The 23572-nt window shown below is 37.9% G+C and carries 20 protein-coding genes and 1 pseudogene; 10 read left to right on the top strand and 11 right to left on the bottom strand.

Annotated features, from left to right (window positions below; translation table 11 throughout):
* Together proS and L655_RS0115980 are read left to right on the top strand one after the other, a co-directional pair.
* Window positions 1-1094: proline--tRNA ligase (gene proS, locus L655_RS0115985; RefSeq protein WP_024605573.1), on the top strand; the 1094-nt coding region annotated here is incomplete at its 5' end.
* Between the two features lie 234 nt (window positions 1095-1328).
* Window positions 1329-2174, top strand: a complete 846-nt coding sequence (locus L655_RS0115980; protein WP_024605572.1) for a UDP-2,3-diacylglucosamine diphosphatase — start codon at window positions 1329-1331, stop codon at window positions 2172-2174.
* A gap of 19 nt (window positions 2175-2193) precedes the next feature.
* Here L655_RS0115980 and L655_RS0115975 read toward each other — a convergent pair whose 3' ends face one another.
* The 4 genes and pseudogenes from L655_RS0115975 to L655_RS0115960 all read right to left on the bottom strand — a co-directional run bounded on the left by L655_RS0115975 (window position 2194) and on the right by L655_RS0115960 (window position 8314).
* A complete protein-coding gene (locus tag L655_RS0115975; RefSeq protein ID WP_024605571.1) occupies window positions 2194-5253 on the bottom strand; it encodes an ATP-binding protein in 3060 nt (1019 codons plus the stop codon).
* Window positions 5254-5531: 278 nt separating this feature from the next.
* Window positions 5532-6724: pseudogene (locus L655_RS01000000125735) on the bottom strand (ABC transporter permease).
* Window positions 6717-7505: an ATP-binding cassette domain-containing protein gene (locus L655_RS0115965; RefSeq protein WP_024596859.1), complete on the bottom strand. Its 789-nt coding sequence runs from the start codon at window positions 7503-7505 to the stop codon at window positions 6717-6719. The pseudogene L655_RS01000000125735 and the gene L655_RS0115965 overlap by 8 nt, the downstream one beginning before the upstream one ends.
* On the bottom strand, window positions 7502-8314 hold the full coding sequence (locus L655_RS0115960; protein ID WP_024605570.1) for a DUF3025 domain-containing protein: 813 nt from the start codon (window positions 8312-8314) through the stop codon (window positions 7502-7504). Before L655_RS0115960 ends, L655_RS0115965 begins: the two co-directional genes overlap by 4 nt.
* 113 nt (window positions 8315-8427) lie before the next feature.
* Here L655_RS0115960 and L655_RS0115955 point away from each other — a divergent pair, with 113 nt between their 5' ends.
* Both L655_RS0115955 and L655_RS0115950 read left to right on the top strand, forming a co-directional pair.
* Window positions 8428-10053: a M28 family metallopeptidase gene (locus tag L655_RS0115955; protein WP_024605569.1), complete on the top strand. Its 1626-nt coding sequence runs from the start codon at window positions 8428-8430 to the stop codon at window positions 10051-10053.
* A gap of 120 nt (window positions 10054-10173) precedes the next feature.
* Window positions 10174-11343 carry a putative manganese transporter gene (locus tag L655_RS0115950; protein WP_024605568.1) on the top strand — a complete coding sequence of 390 codons (1170 nt, stop codon included), beginning with the start codon at window positions 10174-10176 and terminating at the stop codon, window positions 11341-11343.
* A gap of 47 nt (window positions 11344-11390) precedes the next feature.
* Here L655_RS0115950 and L655_RS0115945 read toward each other — a convergent pair whose 3' ends face one another.
* The 7 genes from L655_RS0115945 to seqA form a co-directional block, all read right to left on the bottom strand.
* Window positions 11391-11639 (bottom strand): DUF4282 domain-containing protein, encoded by a 249-nt coding sequence (locus L655_RS0115945; protein ID WP_024596863.1) that lies wholly within the window; start codon window positions 11637-11639, stop codon window positions 11391-11393.
* A gap of 268 nt (window positions 11640-11907) precedes the next feature.
* A complete protein-coding gene (locus L655_RS0115940; RefSeq protein WP_024605567.1) occupies window positions 11908-13494 on the bottom strand; it encodes a dihydrolipoyllysine-residue acetyltransferase in 1587 nt (528 codons plus the stop codon).
* Between the two features lie 8 nt (window positions 13495-13502).
* Entirely contained in the window at window positions 13503-14480 is a 978-nt protein-coding gene (locus L655_RS0115935) for an alpha-ketoacid dehydrogenase subunit beta (protein ID WP_024605566.1), read from the bottom strand.
* Window positions 14480-15694: a thiamine pyrophosphate-dependent dehydrogenase E1 component subunit alpha gene (locus L655_RS0115930; RefSeq protein ID WP_002962935.1), complete on the bottom strand. Its 1215-nt coding sequence runs from the start codon at window positions 15692-15694 to the stop codon at window positions 14480-14482. Before L655_RS0115930 ends, L655_RS0115935 begins: the two co-directional genes overlap by 1 nt.
* Window positions 15695-15959: 265 nt before the next feature.
* On the bottom strand, window positions 15960-17012 hold the full coding sequence (gene astE, locus L655_RS0115925) for a succinylglutamate desuccinylase (protein WP_024605565.1): 1053 nt from the start codon (window positions 17010-17012) through the stop codon (window positions 15960-15962).
* A gap of 119 nt (window positions 17013-17131) precedes the next feature.
* Window positions 17132-18769 (bottom strand): phosphoglucomutase (alpha-D-glucose-1,6-bisphosphate-dependent), encoded by a 1638-nt coding sequence (gene pgm, locus L655_RS0115920; RefSeq protein ID WP_024605564.1) that lies wholly within the window; start codon window positions 18767-18769, stop codon window positions 17132-17134.
* Between the two features lie 9 nt (window positions 18770-18778).
* Complete coding sequence (seqA, locus tag L655_RS0115915; protein ID WP_024605563.1) at window positions 18779-19375, bottom strand: replication initiation negative regulator SeqA; 597 nt, start codon at window positions 19373-19375, stop codon at window positions 18779-18781.
* 220 nt (window positions 19376-19595) lie between these two features.
* Here seqA and L655_RS0115910 point away from each other — a divergent pair, with 220 nt between their 5' ends.
* From L655_RS0115910 to L655_RS0115885, 6 genes are all read left to right on the top strand, one after another.
* On the top strand, window positions 19596-20363 hold the full coding sequence (locus tag L655_RS0115910; RefSeq protein ID WP_024605562.1) for an alpha/beta fold hydrolase: 768 nt from the start codon (window positions 19596-19598) through the stop codon (window positions 20361-20363).
* Window positions 20364-20458: 95 nt separating this feature from the next.
* Complete coding sequence (locus L655_RS0115905) at window positions 20459-20680, top strand: DUF2788 domain-containing protein (protein ID WP_002962930.1); 222 nt, start codon at window positions 20459-20461, stop codon at window positions 20678-20680.
* Window positions 20681-20682: 2 nt separating this feature from the next.
* Complete coding sequence (ybfE, locus tag L655_RS0115900) at window positions 20683-20961, top strand: LexA regulated protein (RefSeq protein ID WP_002962928.1); 279 nt, start codon at window positions 20683-20685, stop codon at window positions 20959-20961.
* Window positions 20962-20975: 14 nt separating this feature from the next.
* The gene (gene fldA, locus L655_RS0115895) at window positions 20976-21503 is read left to right on the top strand and encodes a flavodoxin FldA (protein WP_007586856.1); all 528 of its coding nucleotides are present in this window, start codon (window positions 20976-20978) and stop codon (window positions 21501-21503) included.
* Window positions 21504-21689: 186 nt separating this feature from the next.
* The gene (fur, locus tag L655_RS0115890) at window positions 21690-22133 is read left to right on the top strand and encodes a ferric iron uptake transcriptional regulator (protein ID WP_007586857.1); all 444 of its coding nucleotides are present in this window, start codon (window positions 21690-21692) and stop codon (window positions 22131-22133) included.
* 184 nt (window positions 22134-22317) lie between these two features.
* Window positions 22318-23331 (top strand): IS110 family transposase, encoded by a 1014-nt coding sequence (locus L655_RS0115885; protein ID WP_024605561.1) that lies wholly within the window; start codon window positions 22318-22320, stop codon window positions 23329-23331.
* Window positions 23332-23572: the final 241 nt, after the last annotated feature.

Raw genomic sequence — 23572 nt, 5'->3', positions numbered from 1 at the left:
ATGTACTTGCTGAGTCGGGCGAAGATGCCATTGCATTTAGTGATGGCAGTGATTACGCCGCTAATATTGAAAAAGCAGAAGCACTGGCACCAAGCGAGCCTCGCCCTGAAGCATCAAAAGAGCTTAAAGCGTTTCCAACTCCTGATGCTAAAACGATTAACGAGCTTAAAAAACACTACGGTGTTAAGCCACATCGCGGTGTTAAAACGTTAATTGTTTATGGTACGCCTGATGAAAATGAAGTACGTGGTTTAGTGGCACTTGTACTTCGTGGCGATCACGAATTAAATGAACTAAAAGCTGAAAAACACCCATTAGTAGACTCTCCGCTTGAAATGGCAACAGAGGCGGATATTGTTGCTGCTATTGGCGCAAAGCCTGGCTCATTAGGCCCTGTTGGCTTATCAATGCCTATTATTGTTGATAGAACAGCTAACATACTTGCTGATTTTGTTGCCGGTGCAAATAAAGACGACGAGCATTACAGCGGTATTAACTGGGATCGTGACGTAACTGATTACGACGTTGCTGATATTCGTAATATTGTTGAAGGCGATATGAGCCCATGTGGTGAAGGTACTTTGCAAATTAAACGCGGTATTGAAGTTGGGCATATTTTCCAACTTGGCACTAAATACTCAGAAGCCATGAAAGCCGGCGTGTTAAACGAAGGTGGTAAAAACCAAACCATGACTATGGGTTGTTACGGTATTGGTGTTTCACGTATTGTTGCCGCTGCTATTGAGCAGAACAACGATCAATACGGGATCATTTGGCCAAAATCAATCGCGCCATTCGATTTAGCAATTGTTCCAATGAACATGCACAAATCGCATCGTATTCCTGATATTGCAAATAACCTTTACCAAGGTTTAAAAGATGCAGGTCTTGATGTGTTATTTGATGATCGTAAAGAGCGCCCTGGCGTTATGTTTAATGACATGGAGCTAATTGGTGTGCCATTTACGCTAGTAATTGGTGAGCGTAACCTTGACGAGAATAAAGTTGAGCTTAAAAACCGCCGTACAGGTGAAAAGCTAATGATTGATATCGATACAGCAATTGATGCAATTAAAGCGGCTGTTAAAGGTTAATAACACGCACGCTCAAAATAGACTAAAAGGCCGCATTTAAAATGCGGCCTTTTTTATGCTCGATTAATAGCAATGCGTAATAATAGTTGCTCAATGACTCACCTTTCCTAGCTTTGTAGAAATCATTTAATTACGTGCCTTGGTATAAATTGTCATGGAGGCTTCGCTAAAGTGTCTCATAAGTGTCATTAGATTTATCTACAGTGTTTAATTATTACACTATAGATGACGGGCATGACAAACAATCAACTGCGTAAAAAACAACATTATCCAGCCATTTGGATATCTGATGTTCATTTAGGTTACAAAGATTGTAAAGCTGATTACTTACTTGATTTTTTAAACTCGGTAGAATCCGACACACTTTATTTAGTGGGTGATATTATTGACTTATGGTCAATGAAGCGACAGTTTTATTGGCACCCTTCTCATTATGAAGTATTAAACTGCATACAGACAAAAGCAGCTAGCGGTACACGTGTCATTTATATTCCCGGTAATCATGATGAAGCGTTTAGAAACTATATAAATCAAACATTATTTGGTGTTGAAATCCACCAGCAGTTTATTCACACCACTAAAGCTAATAAACGGTTTTTACTTATACACGGCGACGACTTTGATTCAGCGACTCGTTATAACAAACTTGTTAGTATTGCGGGGGATGCAGGATACGACTTTTTATTATTTTTAAATCGCTGGACCAATCGTATACGTAAAATATTTGGTGGTAACTACTACTCGCTTGCATCGTGGGTAAAAGCTCGGGTACACAAAGCTCGAGAAGCGATTAGTGTCTTTGAAGATGCCGCAGTTCATGAAGCTAAAAAACAAAACGTAGACGGTATTATTTGTGGACACATTCACCATCCCAAAATTAAAGTGGATGACGGCATTATGTACTGTAACGATGGTGATTGGATTGAGAGCTGTACTGCGCTTGTAGAGCAGCAAGACGGAAAGATAGAATTACTACATTGGTCAGATACTCAGTTTATACTCGATAGCGCAGACATAGCTATTCTTAACACGCCTTTAAATACGTCAACAAATACCAAACCAAAAAAATCAGCTGCTTAGCAGCTGATTTTCAAAACGATTAACTTAACCAAGTAATTAGCTTGTCTTTTAAAGTTTGTGGTTTAATTGGTTTAGTAATGTAGTCGTTCATTCCAGCAGCTAAACAGCGCTCTCTATCACCTTCCATCGCACTCGCTGTCATAGCGATAATCGGTATGTGAGTATAATCTACCCCTGCCTTACTATTTCTAATTTCACTTGTGGTATCGTAGCCATTTAAATTGGGCATTTGGCAATCCATTAATATAACATCAAAAGCTTGCTCTTCGTTTTCTCTCAGTGCTTCTAAGGCTTCTATACCGTCTGACGCACAAGTGATTTTTACTTTAGTACGTTTTAATATTGCCTTAGCTACTTCAATGTTTATCATATTATCGTCAACTAATAATACATGATACGCAGATAGGTCAGGCTCTACTTGTTCCTCTTCCAAGCCTTTTGGTGGCGCTATAATACAGTCACTACTAGCACCAAATAAGCTGGCCAATTTATAGCTGAATTGATCTTGAGTGAGTGGTTTATTTAAAATATGGCTGCCTTCAGGTAATACCGTTTTGATTGGCTTATCTGTAACCATATCTCGTAAAATTAAAACATACTTTTTATTAAACTGTTTACAGTAATCAATTAACGCATCAATTTGAGGATGCTCATCATCAATTAATAATAAATCAGCTTCAAACTCTTTGTGCTCACTAAAGTAGTCAAGTCGTACAATGTTTTCTGCTTTTACTTTGCAGGTTAATAACAATAAGTCGCATACGTTTTTATAAACGTTATCGCGCGCTATTAATGCAGCTACGTTGATACTTGTAGCAAGCTCTATACCTGTGTTTAATTTTTTCTCTTGTGCAACGTGTAGCTCAACCGTTGCGGTAAAGGTACTACCCGCGCCCTTTTTACTTATAACCGTAATATTACCACCCATTAACTGAGCAAGTTTTTTACATATAGATAAACCTAAGCCTGTACCACCAAAGTGGCGTGTCGTGCTTGAATCTTCTTGTGTAAATACTTCAAATAGTTTGTCTATGTTTTCAGGCGCTATACCAATTCCGGTATCTTTTATTGTAAAGCTCATTAATAATTTTGAGTCAGTTATGTACTTAGAACCGACAGTTAAACTTACTTCACCTCGGTGGGTAAATTTAAATGCATTATTAACTAAGTTAATTAAAATTTGTTTAAGTCGATGGCTGTCGCCAATAACCATTCTGTCTACTACATCTTTAGTATCTAAAAATACTTCAAGACCTTTGCGTTGGCCCTGTAAAGCTAAAGAGCTAATCATATCGCTACATACAGTAACAACATCAAATGTATGGTTATCAATATCAAGCTTACCTGCTTCTATTTTAGAAAAATCAAGAATATCGTTAATCAGATTCATCAATGAATTAGCACTGCTATTTGCTAGTTTTAAATAATGGTATTGTTGATCGGTTAAGCCATCTTCTTTGAGCATTTCAAGCATCCCTAGTACGCCATTCATTGGTGTGCGTATTTCGTGAGAGATATTTGCTACAAAGTCACTTTTTGCTTGGCTTGCTGCTAATGCTTGGTCAATTGCACGTTCTAGTTCAATGGTCCTTTGTGAAACCTTTAGCTCCAGAGTACTGTTTAACGCTTCGAGCTCTGATTGCGTATTTTTTAATGAGCTAATATTTCTTAAAATAGCCGCTACCTGATAACGGTTATTATATACGTCAAAAATACTGCTAAGCGTAATTGAAAAGTATTGTTTGTTGCCATAACCATCTGTGTAGATAGCTTCAAACGGCATTTTTGAACCGTTTGTAATAGTCTCTTGTATACAATTAGTGTCTGCGTCGTTTAAATTAAACAGCGAGACAAAATCAGGATTAGTGCCTGATATTGAACTACCAAAAACCTCTTTAGCGGTATTATTAAAGTGAACAATTTCGCCGTTTTGCTCAATTGTAAAAATAGCATCCAAAGAATTTTCTATTACTTTATTGTTTTGCTCTTTTAGAGAATTAATTAACAGCTTACGGTTTATAAAGCGTTGGTATAAAAAAGCAATAACTAAAAATATGCTAAAAAATACCACTAACATTGCAATAAAGTTTTGACGTCTCTCATTCACCTTTGCAAACAATGTTTTTGTATCAACACTTACACCAAGCTCTAAAGGTAGCATGGCTATATCACCCTCAAACGAAATTCGTTTTTTTAAAGTGTAAGCCACTGGATAATTACTTATTGGTAAAGTGCCTTGCTCTGTCATGGTGGTTGCAGTAGAGAATTCTTCAGACCATGTTTTAGTTTTATTAAATTCAAAACGGAATCGAAGTTGAGGGTTTGGATGATATAAAAATTCACCTTCATTATTCATAAGGTAAATCTGCGTCCCTTGTGGAGATTCAACTGTTAAATCTTCAAGTAATTTATCCGCAAAGTAATTAGTAACTAATATTGCAAATATTTTATTATTTTCATCAAAAACAGGCTTAGCAACACGAAAAGTGCTTATATAAGGTTCTTGTATCTGTCCATTTTCACGGTTGTAGTTAATTGGAGAAATATAGACACTTTTCTTATCAAGCATGCTTGCTTTGATTATGTAATCGCGTTGACCTTTTTTTTGTAATTGCAGACCTTGCAGTCGATTAATCTCTCCAAGTTGATTTCGGTCAACTCTAACAATCTCTTGCCCACCATCTTCGAGCATAATATAGCGAGCTTGCAAAATACTGTCATCGGTCTGCATAAAACCAGTAAAAATGCTTGCTAAGCGCTCTTGCCAAACATCTATTGGCGTACCAAGGACGGGATCAATTAGTTTATTTTCTTTAGCGCGGGTAATGCCTTGTATTGGTGGTGTAGCATCTAAAAAGCGAATGGCGGTAACACTGTCTTTAAGATGTTTTTTTAATGAATAGCTCTTTGTTTCAAGTTCACGCTTTAATTCTATTTGAGCTGAATGGTAAACATCATTTCTTACTTTTTGATCGAACAAATACAGAGATGGTAAAGCTATAAGAACAAATATTATTGTTGCAACGAGCATAAGTTTATTATTTTTTGTCACATTCAAAAAAATATTCCTTTTTAACATTTACCATCACCATAAATTTTTATTGTTATTAGTATAGAGTATTAAAGTGAGAATTGGACCCTCAAACTAATCAGTTATCGTTATAATTTTTATAATAAAAAGACTAAATCATTAGTTTTATTTAGAAAACTCTCTCTATATGAATTATAAATGAATGAGAGTACCCATATCGACTTACACAGATTATAAAATAGTTGTTTCAACCAATCATTCCTTTAAAATATAAAAGGTAGCCAATGCTACCTTTTATATATCTTCAGAGTGCTAAATCTTTATAATTATCTAAATAGCACATCTTCTCTGTTAAACCACTTAACACAAAATGCCAATAGTCCAGCAGCAATGATTGCAGTGGCTAAAAATATTAAACCTACAAATGTGTAATCAACAGTCCCTTTTACTATTTCTTTAATTGCTAATGCTACATTTGTAACAGGAATGAATGCTGTTTTAGCAGTGAGTTCCATATTTGGCATGATTGAAATAATAATCGGGAAAAATACGCCCATACTAAGTGGTGCCATATAATTTTGCGCTTCTTTAAACGTGCGAGCATAGATAGATATAGCCAGAGCTAAGGCCGAAAATATAGCTGCAACAGGTAGTAATAGTACAAATATCATTAGTAAATCGGTAACTGCTAATGTACTAAATGCGGCTTTAATAAAATCAAGATCGGCAAATGCGAGCGCCAGTGCTATCCAGCAGCCCATACTTAAGACGGTTATTGTTGTGGAGGCAATGGATGTAGTTAACAAGGTTATAAATTTACCAAGCACCAACTCTGTACGCGTAATAGGTGTAAGTAGGAGTGTTTCTAGCGTGCCGCGTTCTTTTTCACCAGCGCCTAAATCAATAGCGGGATAAGTTGCCCCCATCAATACTAATGGAATAAGTAAATAAGGTAAAAACCCGCCAATTTTTTCNNNNCGGCTGTATCTACTTTTATGACTTCAATTGGATTAAGAATAGATTTTTGAACAGACTCTTCAATACCAAAACTGATTAGCTTTTGAGTTTGCAGCACGTCACTATATTCTTTTGCGAGCTCTTTAACGCGTTCGAATAAAAAGTTGATAGATTTTGAATCGTTAAAAACAACCTGCCACTGGCTTTGTTTTCCATCGTCCAATGTTTGCACAGCATGACTTGGTAAATAAATACCCATATCAATATCGCCAGCGATTACACCTGCTTTAAGCTCATCAATATTGTTAAAGGTTTTATCCCCTTTATAAAGCTCAAAACTTTTGTGATAAAACACTTTATCTGTAAACTCTTGTGCGTATTCACCGTTGATAATCGCGTAAGTGTTTACTTTTTGCTCAGCGTCCATTGCAGCTTGCGAGCTTATAAATGCCATTACGGCAAACAATAACGGAAATATAGCAACAGGGAGCGCGACTACAAATAATAGCGTTTTTTTATCGCGTAATAACTCTCTTAATTCCTTTTTAAATACCTCAAACATCATGCTTCTCCGTTAATATATTCATAAACGCTTGGTTAAGCTCATCACTATTACCTGCTTGTTTAAACTCTTCTACTGTTCCGTCAAAACAGCTAATACCTTCGTTAATTACAGCGACACGGTCACATAAAAGTGCAACTTCATCTAGATGATGGGTTGAGAAAATAACAGGCGTCCCTTGCGCTTTTAAACCTTTGATAAATTTAATAACGGTTTGTGTTGTCATTATATCAAGGCCCGTTGTTGGCTCATCAAGTACCACAACTGCTGGGCGATGAACAACTGCACGCGCTATATTTGCTTTTTGCTTCATACCTGTTGAAAGGTTTTCTGCCCGTTTATCTACAAATTTGTGCATATCTAGTAATGTAAATAGCTCATCACAACGCGATGCTATATCGCTTTTGTTCATGCCATGAAGCTTTGCAAAATACTCTATGTTTTCTTTTACAGTTAAGCGGCCATACAACCCCGTAGAGCCTGATAAAAATCCAATAGACTTACGGCCCAGTAGCGGTTTTTTTACAATATCGTTTCCGGCAATCGTTATTGAGCCTTCATCGGGCTTTAACGCGGTTGAAATCATTCTCAGTGTCGTCGTTTTACCCGCACCATTTGGGCCGAGCAATCCAAGTACCTCACCTTTAGCGCAACTAAAACTAACGTCTCGTACTGAGTGAAAGTAGTCTTTATCTTCACGAGGATCGATGTCGTCTATTTTATTTTTTTTGTGATCTTTAGTTAGCTTAAATTTCTTTTTAAGCCCAGCAACTTCTATCATGTTCGCATCCTTCGTTTCGCTCTAAAATAATCTGTATTGTTGTAAAAAGAGTCGTCTTTGTTTTCGTCATGCCAGCCTGGCACACCTAATAAAGGCAGTGGTGAAAGCTTTTTGTTATCGGCTAAGCAGTTATCTGTATTAATCATCTCATAAAGGGCTTGGTCAAGGTACTGGTATTGAGTTACTAAATCTTTACAAAATATTTCATTAGGTACACAAACAAATAACGCTTTACCCGTCAAACCTATATAAGGCTTTGTTAGCATTTCATAATTAGCATGACCAAACATAAAAGGTTTTATTGTTTTACCCCACTCATGTTTGTGTTCAACGAATGCAGTTTTCCATTGGTGTTCGCAAAGCCACCGCTGCCATTTACTCTCACTTATAGCTAATACAACACCACACTCATCAAAAAGCGTTAGTGCATTACGATGCTTAGTACGCTGTTGCAGCCCATGCTCAGCTATATCTTGCACATGTCTATGGTTTATTAACGCTTTGGTTTTTGGAAATAAACACCATATAAACCCACCAAATAAGTCATGCCAATTTTTACTTCGTGTAGGTACAACACCCGTTTCAAAAATTACTTGCTCGTAATACCGCTCGCCAAAGTCTACCTTTGCATCATCTTCAAAAGTAATAGGAATATTATTCTCATTAATAGCAGTTAAAAATGGAGAAAACCACTGCGGCGCCGGCCAATCTGTTAGTTCGTTAACTTTAAATAGCTCACGTAAATGCGCAAATGCACCTGTTTCTAAACTACTGATTTGCCACTGCTCGGGGGGAGTAAAACGCTTCATTTAAACCTTTAACAATTTATGCCTATAATTTACGAGAAGTTTACCGCAAAAACTGGTTCTGCTTAATAGAAGTTAATATACTAATCACAACTTAAAACAAAAAAAGAGCTGACATGAAACATTATTTCTCTCTCACACTCCTCGCTACTGCTGTTTTAGCAGGTTGCGCAACAACAAGTATTACCCCGACTGATGTAACAAATGGTTATAACAGTATTCAAGCTGATGAACTGGCTAAACATGTAAAAGTACTCGCATCGGATGAGTTTGGTGGCCGTGCTCCTTCATCACCTGGCGAAAAGCTAACGCTTGATTATTTAACTGCGCAGTTTAAAGCTTTAGGTTTAAAACCAGGTAATGGCGACAGTTACTTACAAGAAGTGCCATTGGTTTCTTTAGAAGCTGATTCGAACATGGTGCTTAGTATTGGTGGTAAAGACTATCAATATAAAAAAGATATGGTTATGGGTAGCAGCCGCATTAGCGCACAAGAAGGCATAGAAAATTCTGAACTTGTTTTTGTGGGCTACGGCGTTAATGCACCTGAATACAATTGGAATGACTACGAAGGGTTAGACGTTAAGGGCAAAACGGTTGTAATGCTGGTTAACGATCCGGGCTTTGCAACAAAAGACCCTGCTTTATTTACTGGCGACGCAATGACTTATTACGGTCGTTGGACATACAAATATGAAGAAGCAAGTCGACAAGGTGCAGCTGGCGCAATTATTATTCATGAAACAGCACCTGCGTCATATCCATGGTCAGTAGTTGAAAACTCTTGGAGCGGTGAGCAGTTTGGTTTTCAAAAAGAAAACAACAATATGGATCGTGTAGCTGTTGAAGGCTGGGTTACAACTGACGTAGCAAAAGAGCTTTTCACTAAAGCAGGATTAGATTTCGATACTGCGAAAGAAAACGCAGCTAAAGGTGCTTACCATGTTGATATGGGCGATTTAACTGCTTCTGTTAATGTTAAAAATACGATTAAAAAATCAGTGTCGTATAACTTTATCGCTACGTTACCAGGAAGCGAGCAACCAGATGAGCATGTTATTTACTCGGCGCATTGGGATCACTTAGGTACAGATAAAACACGTAAAGGCGATCAAATTTACAACGGTGCTCACGACAACGCAACGGGTACAGCTGGGCTTATTGAAGTAGCTGAAGCCTTTACTAAATTACCTAAGCATCCTAGCCGCTCAATGACATTTTTAGCGGTAACTGCTGAAGAGCAAGGCTTACTAGGTTCTAAATACTATGCAGCTAACCCAGTGATTGCAGCTAATAAAACAGTCGCTAACATAAACATGGATAGCTTAAATTTATTAGGCAAAGTAAAAGACATGAATGTGGTCGGTATTGGTAAGTCACAAATGGATGAGTTTTTAGCAACTGCAGCTAAAGAGCAAGGCAGAACAATATCAGGCGATCCTAAACCGTCATCTGGTGGCTATTACCGCTCTGATCACTTTGCATTTGCTAATATGGGGATTCCAGCCATGTACGCAGGTGGCGGCACAGTCGCAGCTGACGAAGAGACAGCTAATTACCGTAAACGCATGAGTTTAGTACTTCGCGGTTGTTATCATCAACCGTGTGATCGTTACCGTGACGAATGGGATTTATCGGGTGCTGTTCAAGACTTACAATTGTTTTATAAAGTAGGTTTTGATATTTCGGAGCAAGAGCAATGGCCAACGTGGAATGCAAACTCAGAATTTCAACGTAAGTAGCATTGGTTTAACATCGAAAAACTCAAAGAGAGTAATCGATTTAAATAGATGTAAATGATATTGATTATCATTTAATTAAAATATACAGTGTTACTAAGTTTATTTAATTGGTAACACTGTATGATTTTACTCTCTCAAATAGGATTTATTACGCCCGCTTCTAAACGCTTTGTTAGCCAAAATAAACGTTTATTGCTGCCTTTATTTATTTTAACTTGCCTTGCAATACCGCAGTTACGCGAAATAACAATGACCGCACTCAGTGATGCCTTTTTTCAGGTGAGTGTATTTGTTGCCGCAACCCTTTTAATTTATTACTACGCAATAGAACACTTACCTCAATTAGAGCTTAGTTATTTAAGTGCCAAGTCCCCTATTTTAGAAATTAGCTTTGCAGCGGTTTTAGGGGCATTACCTGGCTGTGGTGGGGCAATTATTGTGGTAACTCAATTTACAAAAGGCCAAGCGAGCTTTGGGGCTATTGTTGCTGTTTTAACAGCTACAATGGGAGATGCCGCATTTTTACTCCTTGCCACTCGCCCTACTGAAGGTTTAACCATAATGGCCATTGGCTTAGTAGTAGGCACGCTTTGTGGTGTTATAGTAAACGCCCTTCATGCAAAAGACTTTTTACGCCCAACAAAGCAAGAACAAAAACACCAAGTTAAAGTATTGCCAACTCGTATAATTAAAATAAGCAAACCCGTTTGGATGTTCGCTATTATTCCAAGCCTCATTATTGCTTTTTTAATTGCATTTAATGTCGACTTTGATCAATTTGGAAAATACACAGGCACAAGTATTAGTATTTTTGGTGCTGCAATGGCGTTATTTATTGTAACTATATGGGCGTATTCTTCTAAAGGTGAAAGCTATAAAGAAGTAACCTCAGAAGACGATGAATGTAATCCACCTTCTAAAATTATTAAAGTACTTCAAGACACACACTTTGTGACCGCATGGGTAGTGGCATCGTTTATGTTGTTTGAGATTTTAGTAAATATTGCAGGGCTTGATTTAAAAAACTGGTTTGCACATTATGCTTATTTAGCGCCACTTATTGCTGTGGTGATTGGTTTTTTACCCGGTTGTGGTCCGCAAATAATTGTTACTACGTTATATATTCAGGGGATCATCCCATTTAGCACATTAACTGCTAATGCAATATCTAACGATGGTGATGCGTTATTTCCTGCAATTGCAATGGCACCCAAAGCGGCTGTAATTGCGACTGTGTATACATCTATTCCTGCTTTGGCCGTTGGCTATGGCCTTTACTTTTTAAGTTAAAATTGCCATAAACAAAAAAGCTCAGCTATTGCTGAGCTTGGTTTTAATTAATTTTCTTTATCAGCTATTTTTTGTAAATTACTATTTATTTTGAATAACACAATCACAAACTCACACCAAACTCTTGCACCAATTGCTCCGAAAACAATAATGCCAATACCAGTAATAAAGCCACCACCATAACTAGTAAACATAGCAGTAATCCCTGAAACTAATGAAGCAAATAAAATTAGCCAGTAGATAAAAGTGATTATTTTAGGGGTTATCATTGAATCGAAAAAGAAAAGATCTTTCATTGTAATCCTTATTATTTTTTATAAGTGGATTTGATATTCGTACCTACATTAAAACAAAATTGCAGAGTTATAATTAAGATAGTATGAGGGGGTTTATAAATTGACAAAATAAAAGTCAATATTATTTCAAACATCCCTATATCAAACCACAATCCATTGAGTGTTGATTAAACTTGTTCAACAAATTAATATTAATATAAAGCAATTTATTTTAAAACAAAAAACCAGCAAATTGCTGGTTTTTTATCAGGTTTAAACAATTATATTATTAACTCATTGCCATCATCATTGCCGAAGGATTTTCTAAGTACGATTTCCATAGGTTATTAAAGCGTGCAATAGTGCCGCCATCAATAACGCGATGATCGCCAGACCAACTCACTTGCATAATAGCTTTACTCACAACTTGGCCACTTTCATCAAAACGCGGTAAGTGCTGCAGTTTACCCAATGCAACAATAGCCACTTCTGGTTTATTAATGATGGGGGTTGCTATAGTGCCGCCAATTGCACCAATATTAGAGATGCTAATTGTCCCACCTTTTAAATCATCAGGGGCAACACGCCCTTCTCGCGCTGAGTGAGTTAAGCGGGTTAAATCATTAGCCACATCAACAATACTCTTACTCTGGCATGATTTAATATTAGGCACTAACAAGCCAATTTTTGAATCAACCGCTATACCAATATTATGATCGTTATAATAGGTAAGCTCTGAGCAATCATCATTCACTTTTGAATTAAGTACAGGGTACTCTTTCATTGCCAGCGAGAGTGCTTTTACAAAAAATGGCATCATGGTGAGCTTTACACCTTGTGCTTTGTACTGCTCTTTTAAGGAGCTGCGCAAAGCTATAAGCTGGGTTAAGTCGATTTCATCACTAAACGTAAAGTGCGGAATAGTTGAAACCGAAGCTACCATTTGCTTGGCCATGGCCGCTTTAATACCTTTAATTTGCTCTACTCGTACGCCACCGCTTTGATTCTGTGTTTGGTTTTGTACAGCACTTTGAGAAGCATCGCTATTAAGCGGTGAAGTATCAATAGTATTTGGCACTTCGCCTTTTACAAACTCTTCAATATCTTGCTTGTAAATACGTCCATTTTTTCCACTACCTGGTACGCACGTTAAATCAACATCAAGTTCACGTGCTTTACGACGAACTGCAGGCGACGCAACCGCTTTTTGATTGATAACCTTTGCAGCTTGCTGCGTTTTAACAGAGGCAACTTTTTCAGCGACGGCATTAGTTTGAGCCTTTACGACCGCTTGGTTTATATCAACATTTGGCTTTACTGCACTGCCTGCAATTGTCATTTGAAACAACGGGCTATGTACTTTTGCTATTTCACCTTTTTGGTAATATAGTTTTTTTACTGTGCCTGTATATTTTGCCGGAATTTGTACTAATGCTTTGTCGGTCATTACATCACAAACCGCTTGGTCTTCTTCTATTTCGTCGCCTTCTGCGACTAACCAATCAACAATCTCACACTCAACAATACCTTCACCAATATCTGGTAGTATAAAGTCCTCAACTACATCAGATGCATTGTTATTAGTTTGATTTTCAGCTTGAACTGGCTCTTCGACTACTTCATTACTAGTACTATCACCAGTTACATCCATAGCAAATAAAGGCGCATGTACTTTAGCAATTTCACCTTTTTGATAATATAGCTTTGTAATAATACCATCATGCACTGCCGGAATTTGTACTAATGCTTTGTCTGTCATCACATCACAAATTGGCTGATCCTCAGATACGGTATCGCCTTCTTGAACTAGCCACTCAACAACTTCGCATTCAACAATGCCTTCTCCAATATCGGGTAATATAAAATCTTTCGCCATGGTAACCCCTAAAAATCCATTGATTGTTTAATTGCAGCCAACACTTTTAGTGCGTCCGGTACGTATTCTTTTTCAAGTGCCAACGGGTATGGTGTATCTAGACCACATACACGTAAAATTGGCGACTCTAAATGCAAGAAACACTCTTGTTGTATTGTTGCTGCTATCTCGGCACCAAAGCCATTAGTTATAGGCGCTTCATGGCTCACGATTAAACGGCCGGTTTTAATAACCGATTTAGCAATCGTTTCAACATCCCATGGTAAAATACTACGAAGATCTATTACATCACAGCTTATACCTTGCTCGCTTGCTTGCTGTGCTGCCTCTTCAATAATCTCCATTTGAGCACCCCACGCTAAAAGCGTAATATCGGTACCCTCTTGTACTACTTCAGCCGTGCCTAATTCAATACTATAATCTTCTTCTGGCACTTCGCCTGTTGATGCACGATATAAACGCTTAGGCTCAAAAAATATGACAGGGTTATCATCTTTAATAGAGGCACGTAATAAACCCTTAGCTTGATAAGGGTTACGCGGTACAACCACTTTTAAGCCCGGTGTATGTGCAAAATAAGCTTCGGGTGATTGCGAGTGATATAAGCCACCAGCAATACCACCGCCATAAGGCGTACGAATAGTTAAGTTACCTACATTAAATTCATTACCACTGCGATAACGAAATTTAGCGGCTTCATTTACTATTTGATCAAACGCTGGGAAAATATAATCAGCAAATTGAATTTCTGCTAATGCAGGCGCACCAAATGCCGCTAAACCATTAGCAAAGCCTAAAATACCTTGTTCGGTTAAAGGCGTATTAAAAACGCGATGCTTACCGTACTTTTCTTGCAAGCCTGATGTTGCTCTAAATACACCACCGAAGTAACCAACATCTTCGCCAAAAATACAGGCTTGAGGGTGTTCGTTCATCGTAATATCGAGGGCAGAGTTAATTGCGTGGAGCATGTTCATTTTAGCCATTACTTAATTCTCCCTGCAGTTACTGGGTAAGCATCTGGATGCTGTTTTATATGTTCTTTTAATTGCTCGTACTGACGTTGCAATAATGGAATTGGTGTATCGTAAACGTCAGATACCAATTCTTCTAAAGCGGGCTTTGCAACAACTTCAGCACGCTTAAGCGCTGCTAAAATTTCTTCACGAATCGACTCTTTTGCTTTTATGTCGTCCTCTTCGTTTAACCAATCTTGCTTGACCAACCATTTTCTAAATTTATCAATAGGACAGATTTGATTATTTGCCTCTTCATCTTTAGAGCGATAACCACTGGGATCGTCTGATGTAGAATGCGCGCCTAATCGATAAGCAATCGATTCAATAAGTACAGGCTCACCTTGTGTTGAGGCTATTTCGCGTGCTTTTTTGGTCGCTGCATACACAGCAAGTGCATCTGTGCCATCAACACGAATTGTTTTAATACCATAACCTACACCACGCGACGCAATACCATCGCCTTTAAACTGTTCATCAGCAGGGGTAGATATGGCATAGCCGTTATTACGTGCAAAAAATATAACCGGCGCTTTGTGAACAGCCGCCATATTTAAGCCCGCATGAAAGTCACCTTCTGATGCAGCACCTTCACCAAAGTAACAAATAGTCACGTTATCAATTGTGCTTGCAAGCTCACCTGTTTTAGCGTCGATATGCTTTATTTTTTGACCATATGCATAACCTGTGGCCTGTGGTATTTGCGTACCCAGTGGCGATGAAATCGTCATGTAGTTTAGCGCTTTAGAGCCATAATGGATTGGCATTTGGCGACCTTTACCTAAATCCAATTCATTTGAGAACATTTGGTTCATAAATTGATCAAGCGTAAAACCACGATAATGTAGTGCAGCTTGTTCACGATATTGAGCCATGATCATATCATCTTGATCAAGTGCAGCAGCAGAGGCTGTAACTGCGGCTTCTTCGCCTAGGCATTGCATATAAAAACTAACACGACCTTGGCGCTGCGCGCCTTGCATACGTTCATCTAACAAACGTATAAAACGCATTGTTTCATATAACTTAATAGCGGTATGTTTTGAAATATCAGGTGCGGTTGCACTAGGATGAATGTCGCCGTCCTCAGTTAAAATACTAAGGGTTGGAATATTAAGTGCTTGGCCATCAATAAATTCAAGCTCGTGGTTAATATTCAGCGATACGTTATTTGGATTACTCATAACCTACCTTCTTTTGTTGTCGGTAAAACAGTGCCCCTTTAAATTATTATTGTGGGTGATTGTTGCTGGTTAAACTTTGCAACATCTGCACTATCTTTAATTAAAGCTGCCAACACTTTACGTTAACGTAAAGTGTTATTCAACAGATCTGGGACGAAACAAAAGCAAATACAGGTTAAATAAGTGGCAAGTTAACGATACGGTTACTTTAATTAATAGTAATCATATAGTTAACTTGAAGACATCAGTGGTCTGATGAGTTTAATTAGACGAAATTGCTATCAATATCCATTGGAATAACTGTAAGGAGTGCTCTTTGCCCTAATGCTACGCTCGCATTTGGGAAAATAATAGCCTCTCCTTCAACGTCAGCGTAAATCGCTTTATCACCGTCGGTTGCAAGTAGTTCACCTTTCGCAAAGCCAGTAAAGTTCTCAGCATTATCAGAAAAAGGAAAACTAAAATCGTCCTGTGTTCTATTAATTGTGCGATGGACAGCAAATAACTCAAAATCGTTTGCATTAAATTCAGGATATTCAACTTCATTTTGACTAATTAATGCAGTTAAGGTTTGCTTTGTTTTTTCAAAGCGAGCCATATCGTTTTGACCAAATGGTTTAACTTGACCTAGCTCTACGGTAAATGAATCAGCTCCATGTACAAATGATGAATAATAGCTAAATGTTGTTGCAGGAGATTTCATCATAAGTACGGTATTTACACCACAACTCAATAAAAATTGTAACTGAGACTTTTTCCAAGGCTTACCATGTAAAAATGGATACACAGCAAATTTTTCGTTTTTAGAGCCTCTAATTGCAGTGTGTAAGTCGTAGTGACACCGGCTACTGCCTTGCTCGCCACGCGTATAAAAATCGCTTACGTATTGCTCAAGCTTTGCAGCACGGGTACGCTCATTATTCATTGGTACACCTTCAACTGTATGGTGACCATTAAATAATCTATTTAAGTTTTCTTCTACAAAACGCAGGCCAATATTAATTGATTGTGGATTACCATAAATAAACAAAGCGCGCTGCTTAAGTATCAACTCGCCTTTTATAATTTGTTTAATAAGTGCATCACAAATTTCAATTGGCGCAGTTTCGTTACCGTGTACGGCGCTTGAATAAACTACATCTTTTGACGTTGTAACAGCAGGTTGAAACTCGATTACACCGGTATCGTGTATATTTACACGAGTTCCATTATCTAAAACAAACTCACCTGCATCTAAATGCCATTCGTTATTGCAACTAAGCGTTAAAAAATCGCCAGTGTGTTTTAATTCATTTAAGTAAGATGGATTGGCTGACATATAATAAGCCCTTAAAAAATAATGTGAGAGTAGACTCTTATGAATATATTTTTATATACACAAGGTATAGAAACGAAAACGGCTGAATAAATCAGCCGTTTTAAAATTATTAGATTAAGTTAGCTTATAACTGAATCTACAAGCTTTTTAGCTTCTTTTTCAAGTAATGCTAAATGCTCTTCACCTTTAAATGATTCAAGGTATATTTTATAAATATCTTCGGTACCTGATGGACGCGCTGCAAACCAGCCGTTCTCAGTTACCACTTTTAAACCACCAATGGCGGCATCATTACCTGGTGCATGAGTCAATTTTTGCAAAATAGGCTCGCCAGCAAGTGTATCTGCTTTAACATCAGAAGCACTCAATGCTTTTAAACGTGCTTTTTGACCGCTTGTGGCTGGTGCATCTAGGCGTTTATAAATTGGAGAACCAAACTCTTGTTCTAATTCTTTATAAAGCACTGATGGCGTTTTACCTGTCACAGCCAAAATCTCTGCGGCTAATAGACCCATAATGAAGCCATCTTTATCTGTACACCATACAGAGCCATCAAAACGTAGGAATGCAGCACCTGCGCTTTCTTCGCCACCAAAGGCAAGCTTGCCTTTGCTTAAGCCTTCAACAAACCATTTAAAGCCTACTGGTACTTCTTTAACCTTACGGTTGTTCCGAGCAGCGACTTTGTCGATCATAGAGCTAGAAACCAATGTTTTGCCAATTTCTACGGTTTCATTCCAATCACGGTGTTTAAGTAAGTAATCGATTGCCACTGCTAAAAAGTGGTTTGGATTCATTAAGCCATCTGGCGTTACAATACCGTGACGATCGTAGTCAGGGTCATTACCAATAGACACATCAAAATCATCTTTTAGTGCAATAAGATTTGCCATTGAATAAGGTGATGAACAATCCATACGAATTTTGCCGTCTTTATCAAGTGGCATAAAAGCAAAACGTGGATCAACAACATCATTAACTACGGTTAAATCTAAATTATATTTTTTTGCAATGACTGGCCAAAAATTAATACCTGAACCACCTAGTGGATCGATACCAATTTTAATACCTGCATCGCTGATTGCTTTTAAATTAACGATATTTGCTAAGTCATCAATATAAGGAGTCATTAAATCTTCGTAGCGGATAAAGCCCGAACGCGATGCTTTAGCGAATGGGAATAACTCAACTTCAACTAAATCTTCTAATAAAAGTTGATTAGCTCTGTCTTCAATCCACTTAGTTACGTCGGTATCAGCTGGTCCGCCATTAGGTGGATTGTATTTAAAGCCACCATCTTCAGGAGGGTTATGCGAAGGCGTAACAACAATCCCGTCAGCTAATTCATTTGGGTGTAGTTTATTGTGGCTCACTATAGCGTGGCTGATAACTGGCGTTGGTGTAAAATCACCGTCTTCTTGCGTTATCACTTGTACTTCGTTAGCAACTAATACTTCAATAGCCGAGTTAAATGCGGCTTCACTCAATGCGTGTGTGTCTTTGCCTAAAAATAACGGACCAAATATGTCATTTTGTTTTCTGTAATCACAAATAGCTTGAGTAATGGCTAAAATATGAGACTCGTTAAATTTAACATCGTAAGAACAACCTCGATGTCCTGAAGTGCCAAAGGCAACACAATGATCTGGATTTTGTTCAAGATCAGGTTCGTTTAAGTAGTACGCAGATACTAATTTAGGTACGTTAACCAATGCCGATTGTGGAGCAGTTTTGCCTGCGCCTGAATGAATAGCCATTATATTTCCTTACAGGTAATCGCGAATTTTTTCAGCTTGCTCAGCACTATATCCAAGGCAAAGAGCAACTTCATGAAGCATCATTTTTTTACGTGTAGTATTAGAATTCGTCATAACCCAATATTCACTATCGGTTATGTTCTTAGGGTTCATACTACTCCCGCTGTTTACTAAAGCTTCTTTACTAGTAGCAAAGTAAACACGGTCACGGCCTTTTATATCTAATACAGCCGAAAAATCAGTTTTATGTGTGCGGTAAAATGCACTTAAAATAAACAAAAAGCGTCCAACAACGCCCTTTTGCATTGCCAGCTCTTCTTTATTTAATACATTAAAAACATTATCGCTTTTTTGCTTCACTGGTGCGTGAGCTAAAGGCGTTTGTTTTTTTGAAGTCTCAGCAGCAGATGGCTCTGAGCTTTTTAATGTGGCGGTAGACGTAGTCGCAGTTTGATTGTTTTGAGTTAGTTCTACGTTTGCGGTTTGAATTTTTTCGCCGCTCAGATTTAATAAACGACGTAAAATAGTGGATGCACTTTCACCAATACTTTGAGTATTGCTTGCAATATATTGATATAACTCGTCGTCTATGTCGATTTGTTTCATGTTCTTCCTGTCATTACGGGTCACATTTTTTTCTCCCGTGTGATTATACCCAAACCAATCAGAAATGCGAGTTACAACAAGCACTCCCGTAAACATATTAATATTTACCTAATTGTTGTTGATTTAAAGCCCAAAAGCCCAATTTAATAAATAGTCGCTGTATTTTTTGCTTTTTAGAGCAATGCTCGGCAAACTATGGCGAAATTTTCAGGAGGCGGGTATGCAGTTAAATTACAGGCAACAAGGGCAAGGTCCTAATGTTATTTTGATACATGGGCTTTTTGGATCATTAGAAAACCTAAATGTAATCGCAAAACCATTAAGTGAACACTTTAATGTTATTAACGTTGATTTACGCAACCACGGACTTTCACCGCATAGCAGCGAAATGAACTACCCGGCAATGGCTCAAGATATTGTTGAGTTATTGGCAGATTTGAACATAGATAAAGCACATTTAGTTGGGCATTCTATGGGTGGTAAAGTGGCAATGGAATTAGCACTTACACATCCTGAACTTGTAAATAAGCTTGTTGTACTTGATATAGCACCTGTTAGTTACCCCGCTCGCCACACAAAAATATTACAAGCATTAAAAGCGGTTTCAGCGCAGTCAATAGATGATAGAAAGCAAGCTGATGTAATTATGCAACCTTATATAGAAGAACTGGGAGTGCGACAGTTTCTACTTAAAAGTCTCGCTAAAAATGAGGAAGGTCATTTTGCATGGCGGTTTAACTTAAATGTGCTTGACGAAAAATATTCTACTATCACATCCAATGTTAATGAAAATAATTCTTGTTTATGCGATACTCTTTTCATTAAAGGTAATGATTCTGACTATATTTTGCCCGAGCATCGTACTGCAATTAAAGCTCGCTTTAAAAATACCAAGGCTAAAATAATTCATGGCGCAGGCCATTGGCTTCATGCTCAAAAGCCACTTGCTGTAAATAAAGCGATAAACGACTTTTTAACTGCGGTTTAAAGCAATTTTAATCGCGTGTTTTTGATTTTGCGCACTAAATATATGAATAATTATATGCTATAGTACGCGCCGTTTAATTTAAAGGTTATACGTTGATGGTCAGTCAATTAATTAACGAATTTGATACCCTAGGGTTGTATTTTGGCTTAGCCGGTATTTTCATATTCATCGGCATGGCAATTAAAGACGTACTAAAAAGTGGCAATGTGCCTAAGTTCGGACAATACATTGTCTGGGGCGTGCTCTTTTTAGGTTGTTCGGGCTTTATTGCTAAAGGGCTGATTCAAGTATTTTGGCAAGGCGCAGGTGTAGGTTAAGCATGGCGAAGTCAGAAACAGATAGAACTACACTCGATTTATTTGAATACGAAAAACGCCCAGGCAGACCTAAAACCAATCCCCTTTCACGGGATATGCAGTTAAAGGTAAATAAACGTAATCAAATAAAAAGAGATAAAGCACGTGGTTTAAAGCGTGTTGAATTTAAAGTTTCATCGCAGTTATATCAAGCATTGAGTGATATGGCAGATGCACAAAATATTAGCCGCAGTGCGCTGATTGAAACAATTTTACAAGAAAGATTGGCTATTGATACATAAAAGGTTTTAAATCCATGGCAAGTGTAGGCATTTTTTTCGGAAGTGACACAGGTAACACAGAACACGTAGCAAAAATGATCCAAAAAGAATTGGGTAAAAAGCTAGTGGCTGTTCATGATATTGCAAAAAGCTCTAAAGAAGAGATTGCTGAATTTGATTTGATCTTATTCGGTATCCCTACTTGGTACTACGGCGAAGCACAATGTGACTGGGATGATTTTTTTCCAGAGCTCGAAGAAGTAGACTTTGAAGGTAAACTTGTCGCTATTTTTGGTTGTGGAGACCAAGAAGATTACGCTGAGTACTTTTTAGATGCTATGGGCATGATCAACGATATCGTTACTGAGCGTGGCGCTATTGTGGTTGGTCATTGGCCGAGCGAAAGCTATGATTTTGAAGCATCTAAAGGCATGGCTGATGATAAGCACTTTGTAGGTTTAGGTATCGACGAAGACCGCCAACCAGAGCTTACAGAACAACGTGTTAAAGCATGGTCTGCCCAAGTATATGAAGAAATGTGTTTGAGTGAGCTAGCTGACTAATTTACAACATATATCGCTAACTGTTTAAATAATTATCAAACAGTTAGCGTTTTAAGCTTTAGTGGCAATATAAATCAATTGTTCTTTGCACTTAACGCTTAGGCACGTTATCCTGTTTGTTGCTAATGTGTCGTGTACATCTTTGCAAGATGTCTAGTATAACCAAATAAAATTGAGACAGATTTAATGACTGATCATAACTTGGAACTTAAAAAAGCCGGTTTAAAAGTAACTTTACCGCGTATTAAAATATTAGAGATTTTACAATCTCCAGATAACCAACACATCAGCGCTGAAGATGTTTACAAAATTCTTTTGGATTTAGGCGAAGAAATTGGTCTTGCAACTGTATACCGCGTACTTAACCAATTTGATGATGCGGGTATTGTAAGCCGTCATCACTTTGAAGGTGGCAAATCAGTATTTGAACTTTCTGGAAGCACACACCACGATCATTTAGTGTGTTTGAAATGTGGCAAAGTGGTAGAGTTTGAAGATGAGATGATTGAACGTCGTCAACTTGAAATTTCTGAAGAAAATGGTATTACACTTACAAACCACTCTTTATATTTATACGGTGAGTGTAATGATAAAGCAGCGTGTAAAGAATTTAGCGACGCTAACAGCTAATACCGCTTTTAAAAAGCAATAAAAAACCTGCTGAGTGCAGGTTTTTTTGTGTCTAAAATACGCTTGTAATAAACATACCCAGTAAAAACTGGGGATATTAAACCTGATGTAATGGTCTCCTCCCTATACGGCATCTATGTGCCATGATTAAAGTGGTTACAATAATCAAAGGGAGAAGACCAAAATGAAGATTACAACAATTGGTTTAGATATAGCAAAAAGATTTTTCCATGTGGTGTGCTGCAATGAACAAGGGCGCTTAGTTAAAAAGAAAATGTTAAAGCGTGCGCAAGTGTTATCTTTTTTCCAACAACACACTACGTGTTTAGTTGCTTTAGAGGCCTGTGCAACTTCTCATTTTTGGGCTCGAGAAATCAGAAAATGTGGTCATCAGATAAAGCTTATTCCACCTCAGCATGTAAAAGCCTTCTTAGTTGGCAATAAAAATGATTATAACGATGCTTTAGCAATTAGCGTTGCTTCAAAACAACATCATATTAAGAGTGTCTGTATAAAATCAGTTGAGCAACAAGATAACCAAGCACAGCACAAAGCGAGAGAATTAGCGGTCAGACAAAGAACGGCACTATGCAATCAAATCCGAGGCTTAACTGCTGAATACGGAATTATTTTAAATCAGGGTATAAACACAATACGCAAAAGTATCCCCCTAATTTTAGAAGATGAAAATACCGGATTATCAGGCGCATTTAAAGCGGTACTAAAGCAGTTAGAAACACAATTGAGTAACTTAGACAGCTGCATTGAAACTTACAGTACATTAATAGTTGAAACAGCAAAAAATAATGATATTTGCCAACGGATCCAAACAATACCTGGATTTGGTCCTATGGTATCAAGCGCCTATTTCAATGAAGTTGGAAATGGCAGTAACTATAAAAGAGGCCGCGATGTTTCAGCGTCTTTAGGTATCGTTCCGCGTCAACACAGTAGTGGCGGGAAAGATACTTTACTTGGGATAAGTAAGCGAGGAAATAGCTACTTAAGGTGCCTGTTGATCCAAGGAGCAAAAGCGGTTGTCTCAAGAGCAAAAACGAAGAATGATAAATTAAGTCAATGGATAAACCGACTGGTTCAAACTCGAGGGCATAATCGAGCATGTGTAGCTTATGCCAACAAGATGGCGAGAATGGCTTGGGCTATTAGCGCTTCAGGTGAGAGTTACTCACCCGTATAAATACTCTTCAAAGAATTGCGTAAGTGGCTAAAACGATGACATAACAGGTCAAACCTGCATATTGAAAACCTATAGAGTTCAGTGGTAGTAAATACCGATAACCTGATCAGGACAATATGCGCGGATTACATCAAGGTCAGAAGTAATAATCTTCACTAAAAGACCGTATATATGACAGCAAACCTGTCCCTGCTATCGTTGAATGACACCTTGCAATACTGGAGGAGACCATATATGAACT

The organism is Pseudoalteromonas sp. TAE79, from assembly GCF_000498015.1.
In the GTDB taxonomy this organism is placed as follows: domain Bacteria; phylum Pseudomonadota; class Gammaproteobacteria; order Enterobacterales; family Alteromonadaceae; genus Pseudoalteromonas.
This window is presented reverse-complemented; position numbering and strand designations above follow the sequence as displayed.

Coding starts and splice junctions, on each gene's coding strand:
- L655_RS0115980 (WP_024605572.1), top strand. CDS start 1,329: ATGACAAACAATCAACTGCGTAAAAAACAACATTATCCAGCCATTTGG.
- L655_RS0115975 (WP_024605571.1), bottom strand. CDS start 5,253: ATGTTAAAAAGGAATATTTTTTTGAATGTGACAAAAAATAATAAACTT.
- L655_RS0115965 (WP_024596859.1), bottom strand. CDS start 7,505: ATGATAGAAGTTGCTGGGCTTAAAAAGAAATTTAAGCTAACTAAAGAT.
- L655_RS0115960 (WP_024605570.1), bottom strand. CDS start 8,314: ATGAAGCGTTTTACTCCCCCCGAGCAGTGGCAAATCAGTAGTTTAGAA.
- L655_RS0115955 (WP_024605569.1), top strand. CDS start 8,428: ATGAAACATTATTTCTCTCTCACACTCCTCGCTACTGCTGTTTTAGCA.
- L655_RS0115950 (WP_024605568.1), top strand. CDS start 10,174: ATGATTTTACTCTCTCAAATAGGATTTATTACGCCCGCTTCTAAACGC.
- L655_RS0115945 (WP_024596863.1), bottom strand. CDS start 11,639: ATGAAAGATCTTTTCTTTTTCGATTCAATGATAACCCCTAAAATAATC.
- L655_RS0115940 (WP_024605567.1), bottom strand. CDS start 13,494: ATGGCGAAAGATTTTATATTACCCGATATTGGAGAAGGCATTGTTGAA.
- L655_RS0115935 (WP_024605566.1), bottom strand. CDS start 14,480: ATGGCTAAAATGAACATGCTCCACGCAATTAACTCTGCCCTCGATATT.
- L655_RS0115930 (WP_002962935.1), bottom strand. CDS start 15,694: ATGAGTAATCCAAATAACGTATCGCTGAATATTAACCACGAGCTTGAA.
- astE (WP_024605565.1), bottom strand. CDS start 17,012: ATGTCAGCCAATCCATCTTACTTAAATGAATTAAAACACACTGGCGAT.
- pgm (WP_024605564.1), bottom strand. CDS start 18,769: ATGGCTATTCATTCAGGCGCAGGCAAAACTGCTCCACAATCGGCATTG.
- seqA (WP_024605563.1), bottom strand. CDS start 19,375: ATGAAACAAATCGACATAGACGACGAGTTATATCAATATATTGCAAGC.
- L655_RS0115910 (WP_024605562.1), top strand. CDS start 19,596: ATGCAGTTAAATTACAGGCAACAAGGGCAAGGTCCTAATGTTATTTTG.
- L655_RS0115905 (WP_002962930.1), top strand. CDS start 20,459: ATGGTCAGTCAATTAATTAACGAATTTGATACCCTAGGGTTGTATTTT.
- ybfE (WP_002962928.1), top strand. CDS start 20,683: ATGGCGAAGTCAGAAACAGATAGAACTACACTCGATTTATTTGAATAC.
- fldA (WP_007586856.1), top strand. CDS start 20,976: ATGGCAAGTGTAGGCATTTTTTTCGGAAGTGACACAGGTAACACAGAA.
- fur (WP_007586857.1), top strand. CDS start 21,690: ATGACTGATCATAACTTGGAACTTAAAAAAGCCGGTTTAAAAGTAACT.
- L655_RS0115885 (WP_024605561.1), top strand. CDS start 22,318: ATGAAGATTACAACAATTGGTTTAGATATAGCAAAAAGATTTTTCCAT.